Raw genomic sequence first — 14,738 nt, 5'->3', positions numbered from 1 at the left:
ATATCTTCAAGCAAGGCTCGGATAGCGTTTTTTGGCACGCCAATTGCTGGGGACTGTGAGGGACTCCATTCCAAATCCCGCAGTCACAGCAAGAGTTCAAAATGAAACTTATCGATTTGTGCAAATCAATGCCATAGGCGCAGCACTGTTGAGTGCGATCGGCCGATTGAAGCTTGGCCGCGTCTGTAAGTCGCGAAACAGATGTACGAGGCGCGGGCCCAAAAGGCGACGCCGTCATTCCGGTACTGCTCGAAAGGGCCGCCCCCCGGAATCTGATCAGTAATCTCCAGATTTCGGGTTCACTCGTGTTCCCGAATGCCCCGGAATGACGCAAACAACCCAAGGGCGCCATATGTCCCAGAGCCTGATCGACGTGCTCGCAATTCTCGACCTCGAGCCGATCGAGGTGAACCTGTTTCGCGGCAACAGTCCGAACACCTGCTCGCCACGGGTGTTTGGCGGCCAGATAATCGGGCAGGCAATGGTCGCGGCATGCCGCACGGTGGAAGGACGGCTGCCGCATTCACTCCACTGTTATTTTATCCAGCCCGCCGCCCCGCAGGTGCCGATCATCTACCAGGTCGAACGACTGCGCGATGGCAAGAGCTACTCGACCCGGCGTGTCACCGCAATCCAGCATGGCAACGCGATCTTCTCGATCATGCTGTCGTTCCACACCAAGGAGGAGAGCGCCTTCGACCACCAGGACAAGATGCCTGACGTGCCGCCGCCGGAAACACTCACGGCGGAGGAATTGTTCAAGCATCCGATGTTTTCCGAGATGCCGGAAATTATCCTACGCTATTATGAATCCGACCGCCCAATCGAACTGCGCCCGGTCGAAATTGTCCGTTATGCTGGTCAGAAGATCGACGATGGCCGCATTCACGTCTGGATGAAGACCGCCACGAAGCTGCCTGATGATCCGGCCCTGCATATGTGCGCGCTGGCCTATGCCTCGGATTACCCACTGCTGGATGCGATCACGGCGCGCTATAGCCGCACGCCGTTCGACAAGCGGGATATCCGCACAAGCCTCGACCACGCAATGTGGTTTCACCGCCCATTCCGCGCCGACGANTGGCTGCTTTGCACGCAGGATTCGCCAAGCGCACAAGGCGGACGCGGCCTCACGCGCGGCTTGATCTTCAAGCCAAACGGAACTCTGGTTGCCTCCGTCGCGCAGGAGGGCTCGGTGCGCGAGCGACGCTGAGCCTTTGCGTACGTACAAACTGTCTCGTGATCATGGCCGCTTCGAGAGTCGCGATCGCGATGCCCACGGCAGACATCCTGCGCACGCAGGCGTTGCAAGGTCGTCTCGTTAATCCTAACCAGCAACGCGAGAACCATGCAAGCAGAGATCACGGCCCTGCGTGCCGAGGCGGTAGCCATCCGTCTCTCGGCCCTGGAGCATATTCGGGCAAAGCTGTTGATCGGCGAAGTCAGGATTGTTCTGGCTCCAGCTAGGCGCGTCGGGGCATGCAGCAAGGACTTCTGTCCGCATCGTCAAAAAGTCTCGCTTCTCCTTCTGAATGAAAGATATTGAGAATCGTACACGGAAGGTGCGCACACGAGCAAGTGCTGGCTAATTGCGATCAAAGATGAACAGCGGTGCTTCCGGCGCCCGTCGCCAGCGAGAGCGAGAGCGAGTCAACACATCTGCAAGCGTTTCCACAAGCCTGTCATTATTACAGTCGGTCCTGATAAACTCGGCACGCGGCTCATTAACGCTCCGACGACCTGATTACCGCTACGCCCTATCCAGACAGCTCTCATTAGAGTCAAGTGCTGTTGGTTATTCCGATTATTTTCAGCAGGCGACGTCTTCTCGCATCGGCCTGACACGTTCTGTTCAACAGTTAGCAATTCGGCTCCGCGAGCTGCCGCGACACAGCCTTTTGGCGCAAACGATCGCCAATCTTTGTCCGATTGCTATCAACGGCACGACAGCTGTCGGCCTCAAAACACCGGCCGTTGCTAGCTCTGGGCGAACTCTCTTCAAAGCAATTCGGAGTCTTAAAGCGTTTGGACGCCGCTGGCACGGCCATTGCTATTGAGAGACGGCAACACTGAGTGAGGTAGGGCTGTCTGCATTCATACGCGCGAAGACGAGCGATGCTTTTGGTCAGCTAAGAGGGCTGCCCTTTTATGAAAGAGAAACGAGCGTGGCAGTAGCCGCGCAATCATTGATGATCGATTCATGGAGAGAAACATGCCTCAGTGAGACAAGTCGCCTTTCGGAAAGAAAGCATCGGCAAATCGAGCTCCTCCGCATGGCCGACATCGGTGATGGCTGGCTCGCGGAGATTCCAAGACGAGTGTGATGATTCGCATGGCCCTGAAAGACGAGAAAAATTGGTGTGTCCTTTGTCCGGTTTGGCCCAATGTTGCTGCCGATTCGCATTGGCATCCCTGGATAGGTAGCTGTCCGATGTAAGTGACTGATTTCGGGCGCGTGCCCGGAATAGCTGCCTCGATGTTCGCTACAAGTTTGTTTCACAGGAGAATCGGATGCATCTTGCATTTACAGAAGGAGAGCAAGCGTTCCGGGAGGAAGTACGGCAGTTCCTGCGCGACAGTGTGCCGCCGGCGATGCTGCGCAAGATGGTAGAAGGTCGCGATGTCTCGAAGGAGGAAATGGTCACGTGGTGGCGGATCCTCAACGAGAAGGGCTGGGGCGTTAGCCACTGGCCCAAGGAATATGGCGGCACAGGCTGGACCTCGGTGCAACACTACATCTTCAAGGAAGAGTTGCAGATGTATCCGGCGCCGACGCCGCTCGCCTTCGGCGTGAGTATGGTCGGCCCGGTCATCTACACCTTCGGCGACGAGGCGCAAAAGAAATATTATCTGCCGCGCATTGCGAACATCGACGATTGGTGGTGCCAGGGCTTCTCGGAGCCTGGCTCTGGTTCCGACCTAGCTTCGCTCAAGACAAAAGCCGAACGCAAAGGAGACAAGTGGATCATCAATGGACAGAAGACCTGGACCACGTTCGCGCAATATGCCGATATGATCTTCTGTATCTGCCGCACCGATCCGGCTGCGAAGAAGCAGGCCGGCATCTCTTTCATCCTGGTCGACATGAAGAGCAAGGGCATCACCGTGCGCCCGATCCAGACCATCGACGGCGGCCATGAGATCAATGAGGTGTTCTTCGACGATGTCGAGATGCCCGTGGAAAACCTCGTCGGCGAGGAGAACAAGGGTTGGGATTACGCAAAGTTCCTGCTCAGCAATGAGCGCTGTGGCATTGCGCGCGTCGGCGTCTCCAAGGAACGCATCCGTCGCATCAAGAAGCTAGCCTCGAATATTGAGTCTTATGGCCGTCCTGTAATTGAGGATCCCGCGTTCCGGGAGAAGCTCGCCGCTTGCGAGATCGAGCTGAAGGCACTTGAGCTCACGCAGCTGCGCGTTGTCGCGGATGAAGACAAGGACGGCAAGGGTAAGCCCAATGGGGCTTCTTCCATGCTCAAGATCAAGGGTGCCGAGATCCAGCAGACCACGACTGAGCTCTTGATGGAGGTGATCGGGCCGTTCGCCGCACCCTATGATGAGCATCCCGAATCTTCGGACGAGGCGATGGACTGGACCGCGCAGATCGCGCCTAGCTACTTCAACAACCGCAAAGTCTCGATCTACGGCGGCTCCGACGAGATCCAGCGAAACATCATTGCCAAGGTGGTGCTGGGGCTTTAACTCCCTTTCACCGCCGTTCTCACCTTCGCTGAAGCTTCGGCGGCAAAAGAGCGGGGCGAGGTGAAGAGGGCCAATAGCAGAGTTAGTCAGGGAAGAACCAAAGATATGGAGTTCGATTTGTCCGAGGAGCAGCGGCTGCTCAGGGAAAGCGTTGATGGGTTTCTGACCGACGCCTACGAATTCGTGCAGCGCAAGGAGTACCTGAAGGAGAAGGGCGGCTGGAGCAAAGCCATCTGGCGCCGGCTCGCCCAGCAGGGGCTGTTGGGCCTACCCTTCGCGGAAGCCGACGGCGGCTTCGGCGGCGGGGCGGTGGAGACCATGATAGTTATGGAGGCGCTTGGCCGCGCGCTGGTGCTTGAGCCCTATCTGCCGACCGTTGTAATAGGCGGCGGGTTCTTACGCCATGGCGGCTCAGCCGCGCAGAAGACCGCGAATATTCCCGCAATCATCGACGGCACTAAGACATTTGCGTTTGCCCAGCTCGAGAAGAACTCGCGCTATGACCTGAATGACGTCACCACGTCGGCGAGGGATAAGAGAGGCGGATGGGTCGTTGACGGAAAAAAGTTCGTCGTCATCAATGGCGAGAACGCAGACGTGCTCATTGTCACCGCGCGCACCAAAGGCGCCAGGCACGATAGAAGCGGTATCGGCATCTTCCTGATACCCGCCGACGCTAAGGGCATCTCCAAAAACACCTATCCGACTCAGGACGGCGAATATGCCGCCGATATCAACTTCACTGGCGTCGAATTGGGCAGCAACGCTGTGATCGGCGATCCAGAGAACGGCCTGTCGCTGGTCGAGCGCGTGGTCGACGACGCTCGCACCGCGCTCTGCGCGGAAGCCGTCGGATTGATGGACGAATCTCTTAAGATCACAATCGAATATATGAAGACGCGAAAGCAGTTCGGCGTGCCGATCAGCTCGTTCCAGAGCCTGCGGCATCGAGCCGCCGACATGTTCGTGGCGCTGGAACAGGCGCGATCGATGTCGATGTTCGCGACAATGGCTGCTGATTTTGATGATATTGCCGAGCGCGCGAAAGCGGTTGGCGCAGCAAAAGTGCAGATCGGCAGGAGCGGAAAATTCATCGGGCAGCAGTCGATCCAGCTCCATGGCGGCATTGGAATGACCATGGAAGCCAAGATCGGCCACTATTTCAAGCGGCTGACCATGATCGAGAAGAGATTCGGCGATGCCGATTATCACCTCCGCCGCATTAGTGAGAGCGGCGTGGTGGCGTGATCTGTGTTTATGTGTAAAAAATCACTGATCTTTGATGGGGAAGTAGGCTTGCGGGCCTCCTAGCGGGCCGCCTTAGAAAAGACGCCAGCCGAGAATGGCCCAACCCGCGTTGCGATTTCAACTTCAAATTCCGATCTGCGAGCGTGATTTGTTCGCCATAGTGGAGCGGAATTATGCGACCGAAGGCGCTGGAGTGTTTCGTGACAGACTGGATCAGATCATAACCAGCACGAGCTGGCGCTCCCGCATTCGCTGGGCCTTAGCAGAGCGCAACACAGAGACTACCGAGGCGCGCCGCACCTTCCACCCGATTACCTCCAAAAATGGCTTCAGTCAGACTCCAAGACACCCAAACCAGCCGGCCGCTGTCCATGCCACGGACCGAGAGCGTCAGCATGACAATAACGCAGCTCGGCTAAACTGCCCAGATCGTGCTAGATTCCTCAATGACTCACACATCCTCAAGAAGAAGCGCAAGGTCGGCACGAGAGGCGACCGTGATCGTCTTAACCTCAGCCTTTTATCCTACGATCCCTGTCTAGTAGACGACGACGATGTCGCGAACCGGACAAAGCGTCGCGGCAATTCCAGCGGACGTCCTGGCAACCAGGCGTGTTTTCAACGATTGAGCAAGCGAGCACCATAAGCATGACTGGCACGCGGATTGCTGAGATGAGGAGCAAGAAGCGACCGCGACCAAACTCGTCGTTGCGGCCCCGTCCCAGGAATCTTGATGAGACTTGCCCGATTGATCGTAGTCAACAGCAAGGCCGATGCTGGTCATGCTCGGAAATGGAGATTGGAGCGTCATTCAAACAGAAAACCGGGCACGCGGCCGTGTTGAGTATTGGCGCGAGTGAACAGTTTTACAGCCAGATCACGCAAGAGGTGAAACTGATAGAGGCTACGTATTTTCGTGAGACAATGACAGGCGCAGCACGGAGATGAACCGGTGAAACTCGCTTCCGGATACAAGGCCTTTTGGGAGGCCGCACACAAGAACTACCCCGAGCAAATAAGACCGGACGGACTTCTTGATATAGGAGTCGGAATAAACAGCGTCGTTAATGCTGACGATTCTGATCGTTTTGCAAAACCATCGGCGCGAGGATGGATGCGATCTATGCACCCAAGAGGCTTTCAGAGAATCTCCACAAAACTTGGAGCCTTGGCTCTCGCATACAAAGGCTTAATGGTTGTCAAGACCGCCTTTGATCTAGCTCTATATCCAAGGCTTATTTGGGAACTTCAACCGAGGACAATTTTAGAACTCGGCTCCTATCAGGGTGGCAGCGGACTGTGGTTTGCTGATCATATGTCGATTCTTTGTGAGAATCCCGGCGAGGTGCACTCTTTTGATTTGCACACCCAATGTATCCATAAAAATGCAAACCATCCACTTCTTAGCTTTCATCAGGTTGACCTTTCGGACGTTGCCACGTTCGATGAAATCCTGCTGAAGAGGTTGCCTCATCCATGGCTTGTGATTGACGACGCACACGTGCAAGTATTTTCGGTATTTTCTTACTTGAACCACTTTTTAGTGTCAGGAGATTACTACGTAATTGAAGATGAACCTATGAGAGCTGATAAAGAGATCATCAACGGCTTGCAGTTGGTCGAGCAATCAGGATATTTAGTCGACACGTATTACACCGACGCGTTTGGAACGAATGTTACTTGTGCTCCAAATGCATGGCTACGAAAGTCGTAAGCGTGGGTTTTGAGACACCGTCGCTTTCATTAATGCGCGGACCGGTGCGGCGTCGGCCGGGGGCCGCTCTTGAGTAGCTCCCGTCGGTCGCGTCTCGAGTATTGGTGTAGCTCGATAGGGCAAAGCCGCGGCACGCGCACCCTCAAATAGCATCTTTGCGGGTAGTGGCCCGGCGATTCCCCGATAGGGTCGGGTTGCGAACTCACCGACCAGCGTTACGCTCCAAGCTGCGCCGAGCTCGCTACCTTCCTGGATGAAGCCGAGGCGGACGTGCTTGCCTACATGACGTTCCCGGCTGGTTTTTTCGAAGCCCCCCGAATGGTCCCATGCCGATTCCGACGAACCAGCGGAATATCAGGTCGTATTCCAGCCGCTCCATCAGAAGACGCTCCGAGCAGATCAATAAAACGCCTGCAACAGCATCGCCCACAGCAGCTTCTCCGACGGGATCAACGGCGCCCCATCGGCGAATGGAGCGCCGTAAACTCGGATTCCAGCACCGCAAGCGCCTCGTTCACGATCGTCCGGATCACTCGCAGCGGATGATCACGCCGTACCCGCGCCTCTAGATCAATTAGCTAAACAGCTCTCCCGTTCGCCGCCGCGCACACCCCATTTCCCAGATGTCCCTTAGGGACTTTCCCCTGACTTGGTGGGCCACTCGTTCGGAGTAGCCTCTTTTACGGCTCTTGAACCGTCAGGATCGCATTTGGGGCGCTGGCACTTTTTGCCAACTTACGATACTGGACGCATCCACTTCGCCGAAGCGGTTCCAAATTGGAGCGTAAGGGTGCATAGTCGCTACATCATCGATGATCGCAACAGTAGCCGCGCCGGGACTTGTCCGTCAATTTCCTGTCCGGTGCCCTCGACCAGGCGCTTTACTTTTAAGGCGTTTGAGCACGTGCGTGGACACCCGATCTCTAACTCCGTAGCGATGCAAAAGACAAATACGGCGTGCTAGTGCGGGGCTCCTTCTTCTTTGTCGATCTGTTGAAGTGTTGGTCGGTTGAGGCTCGCGATTGCGCATCGAAGCTGTTCTCGAGCACAGCTCCAACCAGAGCCGATATCGCGCAAAAGCGCGGCTGATTGTTCGATCTCCCTTTCGAGCGCGTCGAGCGCTGCGGCAACGGCCTCTGGAGCGGGCCCTCCTCCTGCTCGAGCCGTTCTCGCAATGACCTCTGGCGCCAGCGAGACCTCGGAATCGAGGATTCGGCCTCTTTGCACCATCGCCAAAAGACTCGGTGCACCGCACCCGACAGCTGCCGTAACCAGCTGCCCGACCTCATTATGAGCGGAGCGAAAATCGAGGTCGCCGTCGACGGCGAGCCGCGTCGCCACTTCCATGGCATTCACGAACGACCTGTCGAGCATAGCCGACGAAGCATCTTCAGCGACCATCAGCCCAGAAAAACATAGTCGGATGAGGCGCACCGACCCAATGGCGTTGTCGATCCCATTCCAGACATGGCGAGTGGCTTCCGTTCCGACGGCCACGCAGTTCGTGAACGGCGTGCTATGCATGCCAGTGACCGCGGCGACGAAACAGCCAATTACTGCACCCGCCTTTCCCTGGACCTGCTCAAGGAGGAAGGGATTCCGCTTGTGAGGCATCGCGGAACTAGAGCCAACCAGTTCATCCGGGAGGATAGCCAACCCGGCTTCGCCCACCCAGAGCAGTAACGTCTCGGCGATGCGGCTTAGATTCGATCCGAGAATTGCGGAAGCGGCGAGTAGGCGAAGCACCAGATCGCGAGATGCGACGCTGTCGATGGAGTTGACCGGCGGCGTCGCGAAGCCGAGCAGCCTTGCCGTCAAGTCCGGTAGGATTGGCAACGTCGTGCCACCTCCCACGCCAGCACCGAGACAGGAGCGATTGAGGAGCGGATGCACAGCCAGAAGTGTATCTACATCTCGCGCCAACGCGCTGGCGAACGCTGCCAGATGATGCGCGAAGGTGGATGGTAAGGCAGGCTGACGGTGAGTATGCAGCGGGAAGACCGTTCCAAGGTGAGCGCGAGCCAGCCTGCACAACACTCGCAGAAGCTCGAGGAGTTCGCCGGCCAATTCTCGATATGGACCTCTTACCTTGAGCTTTACGAGTGTTGCATTGATATCGTTGCGGCTCCGACCAAGATGTAGATTACTGGCTTCTTTGCCGATTACCGAGCGGAGATGATCCTCATAGGCGAGATAGGAGCCGCGAGGAGCAGGCGAAAAAGCAAGGCTATTGAATCTCTCGGCCTGCAATCTATCGAGCTCGACGAGCACCTTTTTGGCGAGATCGCGGTCAATCAACCCGACTCGTTCAAGCATGATAGCCTGGGCTCGATCAATTTCGGCGTAGAGCGGTAGCTCTTCGCTCACTGCCTGCCGAAGATCGGCGTCGAAAACGATGGAGCTCGCTTCAGGATGGAGAGTCGATTTGATGCGGCCTGTGTCTTCCATGTTATCTCCTCATGCATGGCGAATGAAAGCAAGCGCAGACTCGGAACGCCACGCAGCAGCAGCCGGATCGTCGTCAACTGCGATGACATGACCGATTCGGTCGCGGAAATCGTTGCTGCGCCTGAATTCTGTCGGCAGAGTGCGATATAGGGCAAACTCCGCGAGTCCGAAGCGATCGACGACGCGCTCGCGGGGCAGAGGGAGGTCGAAGGCGCCGTCGCACTCCGGCACGATGAATCGGATCGAGCCGTGAGCGCCTTTGGTCGGAGTTGCGGAGGGCAGTCCGAGCAGGCTGCGGAGAACAGCTAGGACCGGATCGAAGCCAGTCGCGTGACGGAAAAGGCTGGGGATCGAGCCGCCGGCGAGGCGCGGATTAACTTCGATGATTGTGACGCTGCCCTGGTGTGTCCGGAGTTCGACATGAGCCGGTCCCCGCGCGTGATGCAGGACCCTTATCGCGCGAAGGGCTTCATGTACGATTTGCGCTCGCAACTGAGGCGACATTATTGCTGGCGCATCGTGTCCGATCTCGACGAAATACGGAAGGCGTCCGAGATGTTTCCGCGTCACGCCGATGACCCGGCTGTCGAGAATCTCGACGGAAAACTCGTCGCCCGCGATGTATGACATCAGAAGGGCACCAGATTGGATGGGACGGCCGCGCACGTCCGTCGTGGTTCCGAGCAGATTGCGCAAAGCCTGGATGGCTTCGGTTTCGGTTTCCACCAGTGTGACGCCGACGCTACCGGTTCCGCTGATCGGCTTTACGATTGCAGGCAACCCGACTCGTGCGATGGCCTCGCGGATATCACAGACGGTGCGGACGGCAGCGCTATGGGGGACCATAATGCCCGCCTTGCGCAAGGCGTCAGCCTGTCGAGCCTTGTCCCGGCAAAGTGCGATGGCATCGGGACTTGGGCCGGTAAGCCCGAGTCGCTTGGCTTGCAGCGCGGCTGTATAAAGATAGAGATCGCTCGACGTCGTGAGCAACTCGATCGGCATCACCGTGGCGATATCGTCGACGACGCTAGAAACAGCGGCTTCTGAGGAAGTATCGCATGTGCGTAGGTCGAGGTCCGGACTGCCGTGGACAAATGGATACCGCTCAGGCGTGGCCGTGACAAGGATGGGAACGAGCCCTAGTTCTCGCGCGCGCCGAATGAAATCGGCGCCCGAGCCGGAACTATTGGACTCAATGAAAATCGCGGCGGACATGGTCATCGCAGTAGCCTTCAGTGCACGAAACCAGGAGACCCCATCACGCCGATTAGCGATCGGCGGCTCCAATCGAAACGGCACCAGCCGCCCTTAGCGCAAAGGGGATGACGGACGAGAATAGGTTCGATCGCAGCGAGCTCGGCCCGATAGCTGTGCTCGTGCAACCACGCTGGATCGTAGACGTTGTGCTCGTAACGATTGCTGTCATCTGGGAACACGGCGAGCACTTTGCTTCGGGGAAAACGCTCCGCATACCACTTGGCGACAAGGTAGGCCGCCCCGCTCGTTGGCCCGCGCTTCAGTGAGGTCTCACGATGAAGTCGATGCGCAGCTTGGTATGCTTCGTTGGCGCCGAGCCAATGGACTTCGTCAAACGCCTCGTGACACAAGTTGCCGGGGAGAATACTGTTGCCGAGACCGCGCAGATCGCGACGACCTGCCGAATGCCCGAACAATACGCTACCGAACGTGTCGATTCCAACGAGTTTCATCTCGGGAAAGAATGCGCGGCAGTAGTGGGCAAGACCACAGGATGAACCTCCTGAGCCTACCGTTGCGACCATGACGTCGATCTTGCCTAATCGCCTGATCGCCTCCTCAGCGGGACGCGCATAGGAGAGGCGATTGCCGAGGTTGTCATATTGTCTTGACCAGCTGGCGGCGGTACGATCGATAAAGTCCAGGAGCGCCTGTTTACGAAGCACCTGGACGTTCGCGTCGGATGATGTCGCGTCGATGAGGTGTACCTCGGCTCCCAAATCCTCCATTGTACGTCTGAGCGGTGGCTCGATCGCCTGATCGCCGAAGATGTGCAACTTGAGCCCTAAGTGCATGCAAACGATGGCAAGCCCAAGAGCCATCGTTCCGCTCGACGTTTCGACCACGGTCGTGTTGGAACCGATGTCGCCGTTGCGAAGACCTGTTTCGATGATGTTGAAGGCCGGAAACACCTTCATAATCCTGAAATCGAGCGCGGCCAAATTCTCAGGCCGCAATGAAATGATCTTGAGGGGCGCATGAGCGCTGATGATGTCGGAGAGCGTGTCGGCCATCCCGTGTATCCTCAATACGGGGTGGAAAAGGTGAGAAGGCGATCGAAACCGAGGCGAGCGATCGCGGTACTGGCCTCACCCACTCGGGTACGGAGGTCGGGCAGAGCTGGGTCGAAGATCAGGCCAGCGATGGTGCCGCTATGGGCGACGACGATACCGGCAGAGCCGGTGCCTTCCTTAATGCGGAGAAGTTCGTTGAACTTCGGCTTTTTGAGCGGATTCCGCATTGCGGTCTCGCTCGTAGTCGCGGAAAACGTTGCAACCCGACCAGCGAGCGCGACGCTCTGCTCAGCAATTGCGCGCTCGAGAACCGCCAACGCGCACCCGAAGGCGGCGATCTGGTCGCGCGAGTAGCGGGCTCGCGGTAATCGGTCGGTGTCGATACCGCCACCGGCGGAGCCGGTGTCAAACCCCAGAATATGCATTTGCGGGAGAGGACCATTGAACGTCCGGACAACCTTGCCAATGCGCTGGGCGAACAGGACGGTGCTGGCCGTGCAGTCAAACATCAGCGAGTCGCTAGCATGCTCAGCCGCAACCGCGAGCTTTGCTTGCAGATGAGGCGCCAGAATGATGGGAGACGCCCGATAGGCGCTAACGGCTTGGACAGTTGCGCGGATGGAGGCCACTACGCCGGTCGTAGACGAGCCCATGCCGGCGCCTTCCTGGACGAACGTCGTTACTTCGAGGTTCGCCGCCATGCTCGTCATTCCGAACGCATCGAGCGCAAGCCGAGCAGCAATCTCACATTTGCGAAAATGGGGCGGTCTCACTTGGATGCCGGTGTGGCCGACCTCGGGCGCGTACTTTCCCATGCGGCTCGGCTCCAACGTTACGCGAGCGACCGCCCCGTCGGAGTACGGCATGTGAACTGAGACGAGTGCACGTATCGTCCGGCGGTGCCCTCCTTCCGCGACATTGAAGGCGCCCTGGAGCAGTTCGCCGAAGTGCGGATGGCAGGTCGCTATGCCGGATGTTTTCGCGAGCCGCCGCTGGAACGCTCGTGGACCGTACGTCGCAAGTTTCAGCGGGATGTCGATCATTTCAATCGGCTGCAGTAGCTGGGCGACCAAGCCGCAGTTGATTTGATTTGAACGCGGCAAAGCCCACGGAAACAACCTCTCGTGCTCGGGGACACTATCCAATACTGTACTATGGCATCGTTGCTCTGCATCTGTAGTAAGAGTCTGCTCTTATATCCGCAGAGGCAGACCGGTATGATGTGTTCCGCAAAATGAACGAGGTCGAACTTCATGATTTTGACTTCCATGAAGAAAACTCTTCTGGGTTCTAGTCAGCGCCGCATGCCGCTTTGCGATTGATCTACCGCATCTGCTAGCGGGATATTAGCCAGCCGCACATCTGCACGCACCTACCAGGAGCGGGAGGCTGCAGTAGCTCCACGTCGCCCTGCGGTCACGGGCCTGAAAAGGATCCGCTCCAACTTTTCCCTCCGGCCGCCCTAGGATATGCCAAACGTCGTACATCGCTGCAACGATTAGGCGCGCCGCTTCATTTCGTGCGAGCCAAGGCTCTGGGCATCCCCTTGGGCGACATTCGGTACAACCCAGGCGCTCCGCATGGCTTGAATTCTGTAGCCGCCCTTTAGCCGTTCTGCGGTCTGATCCGAATACAGTTCCGTGCAGGGATACTCACCGCTTCATTGTTCCCGTTCGGCGTGCATAAAAATACGCGGCCGTGATCGTGGTATCGATTTCAGGCTGCCGAAGGTCGGGCAAGAAGTGCGCGCGCGGAGGTTGGAAAGAACCGTCCGAGGCTCGAGACATCAACCGTCAACTATCATCCCTGAGCGTTGAGGAGTGATATACTATCAGGACATGATCTGTGTAGCCAGCTTGGAGTTGAATCCAGGATAGCAAGTTTGTTTCGAGGGGCGACCGATAGGATCACTTCAGACGAGCTTACTGACAAACGTACCAGCTTGTCCAAGCTCCTTGTATTCTCATGCTTGGTGCCGCTCTATTAGAGCGTTTGTGGAGAAGAATTATGACGGCTCTCGACGTTGCTTCCATCGTAACGATTCCTTACGCTCCGTTTTCGCAAACGGAATATGAAAACCGGATCGATCAAGCGCGGCGTTTAATGAAACAATACGCTTTCGATGCACTTCTCGTGACGTCCGAACATAATTTGCGCTATTTTGTTGGTGAAATCAGCGCGACGCCGCATGCGACTACCCGGCCGCGCTTCCTTCTTATCCCTTCCTTCGGTGAGATTGTTGCAATTCTCCCGACGGGCTTGGCTGAGTTTTATGAACAAACCACCTGGGTGAAAAATTATCGAACTTGGCCTGGCCCGAATCCGAAAGATGAGGGGGTTTCCACGCTTGCTAAAGCGTTGGCTGAGCTGTTGCCAGGGCATGCCAAGATCGGGACAGAGTTAGGAACGGAAAGCAGGCTTGGCTTTCCTGTAGGAGACTTCTTGCGTGTTGTGGATGCGATCAAACCTCGAGCGTTTGCCGATGCGTCAGATCCGATTTTCAGTCCCCTGAGGATGATCAAGTCGCCGTCAGAAATTGAGCGAATTCGTACTGTATGCAGGATTGTTTCAGAGGCATTTGATACTTTGCCAGCAAGGTTGCGCCGTCACATGACGGAACGAGAAGCCTGCCGCATCTTTGAGCTGGAATGCTTCACTCGCGGCGTCGACAAGACAACGAGAATTAGCAGCGTTTCTGGGCGTGGAGGTTATACGCGGCCCTACGGCGTCCCGACTGACAAGGTTCTCTCAGATGGAGACTTGTTGTTTATCGATGCCGGCTGCCTGTTCAATTACTATTGGAGTGACTTCAATCGAAACTTTGCTTTCGGCGCACCTGATCCGCATACGCAAGACGCCCATCAACTCGTTTGGGATGCGACGGAGGCGGGAATTGCCGCAGTTAAGCCTGGCATTCCGATCTGCGATGTTTGGACAGCAATGTCAGATGTGCTAAATTGCGCAAGTAATCGAGGCAAACTCACAAGTATCGGGCGAATGGGGCACTCCGTAGGTTTGTGGATGCCGGAGCTGCCCTCGGTTCAAGCTGATGATAGGACGATACTAAAGGCGGGTATGATTATCAACATTGAGCCAAGCACGATTTATCCTTCGTATTTTGATGGCTCACCGAAGTTGATGCTCCACGAAGAGGTTGTTGTAGTGACCGAAGCCGACGCCCAATTGCTTACGTCTCGTGCCGCTCGAACGATACCGGTTGTTGCGAACTAGAAAGAAGGGCATTCGCAGCCTAGAATTCGCTGCGCATGAAGCGGGAAGAAGCGGGAAGATGGCTAGGCGCTACTCATACTGCCTACAGCCCATCAACATATTTTCGCTTATGATTGGTTTGGTGTGTG

Annotated in this window: 9 protein-coding genes and 1 pseudogene; 5 read left to right on the top strand and 5 right to left on the bottom strand. The window is 56.8% G+C overall.

Annotated features, from left to right (window positions below; translation table 11 throughout):
• Positions 1-352 precede the first annotated feature (352 nt).
• The 4 genes from A3AS_RS0131565 (at position 353) to A3AS_RS45835 (ending at position 6,661) form a co-directional block, all read left to right on the top strand.
• A complete protein-coding gene (locus A3AS_RS0131565; protein ID WP_020508775.1) occupies positions 353-1,213 on the top strand; it encodes an acyl-CoA thioesterase II in 861 nt (286 codons plus the stop codon).
• Positions 1,214-2,511: 1,298 nt separating this feature from the next.
• The gene (gene pimC / locus A3AS_RS0131560) at positions 2,512-3,699 is read left to right on the top strand and encodes a pimeloyl-CoA dehydrogenase large subunit (RefSeq protein ID WP_018321483.1); all 1,188 of its coding nucleotides are present in this window, start codon (positions 2,512-2,514) and stop codon (positions 3,697-3,699) included.
• A 105-nt stretch (positions 3,700-3,804) separates the two neighbouring features.
• The gene (pimD, locus tag A3AS_RS0131555; protein ID WP_018321482.1) at positions 3,805-4,947 is read left to right on the top strand and encodes a pimeloyl-CoA dehydrogenase small subunit; all 1,143 of its coding nucleotides are present in this window, start codon (positions 3,805-3,807) and stop codon (positions 4,945-4,947) included.
• A gap of 952 nt (positions 4,948-5,899) precedes the next feature.
• Positions 5,900-6,661 (top strand): CmcI family methyltransferase, encoded by a 762-nt coding sequence (locus A3AS_RS45835; protein ID WP_157644439.1) that lies wholly within the window; start codon positions 5,900-5,902, stop codon positions 6,659-6,661.
• 325 nt (positions 6,662-6,986) lie between these two features.
• Here the strand turns inward: A3AS_RS45835 and A3AS_RS45830 are convergent.
• The 5 genes and pseudogenes from A3AS_RS45830 to A3AS_RS44080 form a co-directional block, all read right to left on the bottom strand.
• Positions 6,987-7,277: pseudogene (locus tag A3AS_RS45830) on the bottom strand (transposase); the annotation flags it as partial.
• 344 nt (positions 7,278-7,621) lie between these two features.
• Entirely contained in the window at positions 7,622-9,109 is a 1,488-nt protein-coding gene (locus A3AS_RS45825) for a lyase family protein (RefSeq protein ID WP_084674952.1), read from the bottom strand.
• A gap of 9 nt (positions 9,110-9,118) precedes the next feature.
• A complete protein-coding gene (locus A3AS_RS0131535; protein WP_018321477.1) occupies positions 9,119-10,330 on the bottom strand; it encodes an ATP-grasp domain-containing protein in 1,212 nt (403 codons plus the stop codon).
• Between the two features lie 11 nt (positions 10,331-10,341).
• Positions 10,342-11,379, bottom strand: coding sequence for a pyridoxal-phosphate dependent enzyme (locus tag A3AS_RS44085; protein WP_018321476.1), 1,038 nt, complete (start codon positions 11,377-11,379; stop codon positions 10,342-10,344).
• Between the two features lie 11 nt (positions 11,380-11,390).
• On the bottom strand, positions 11,391-12,422 hold the full coding sequence (locus A3AS_RS44080) for a hypothetical protein (protein ID WP_020508774.1): 1,032 nt from the start codon (positions 12,420-12,422) through the stop codon (positions 11,391-11,393).
• Positions 12,423-13,386: 964 nt separating this feature from the next.
• Between A3AS_RS44080 and A3AS_RS45820 the strand changes: the two genes are divergently transcribed.
• Positions 13,387-14,610 (top strand): Xaa-Pro peptidase family protein, encoded by a 1,224-nt coding sequence (locus A3AS_RS45820; RefSeq protein WP_198293741.1) that lies wholly within the window; start codon positions 13,387-13,389, stop codon positions 14,608-14,610.
• Positions 14,611-14,738: the final 128 nt, after the last annotated feature.

It is taken from the genome of Bradyrhizobium sp. WSM2793, from assembly GCF_000379585.1.
Classification (GTDB): domain Bacteria; phylum Pseudomonadota; class Alphaproteobacteria; order Rhizobiales; family Xanthobacteraceae; genus Bradyrhizobium.
The sequence above is the reverse complement of the archived record's forward strand: the minus strand, read 5'-3'. Positions and strand labels throughout refer to the sequence as shown.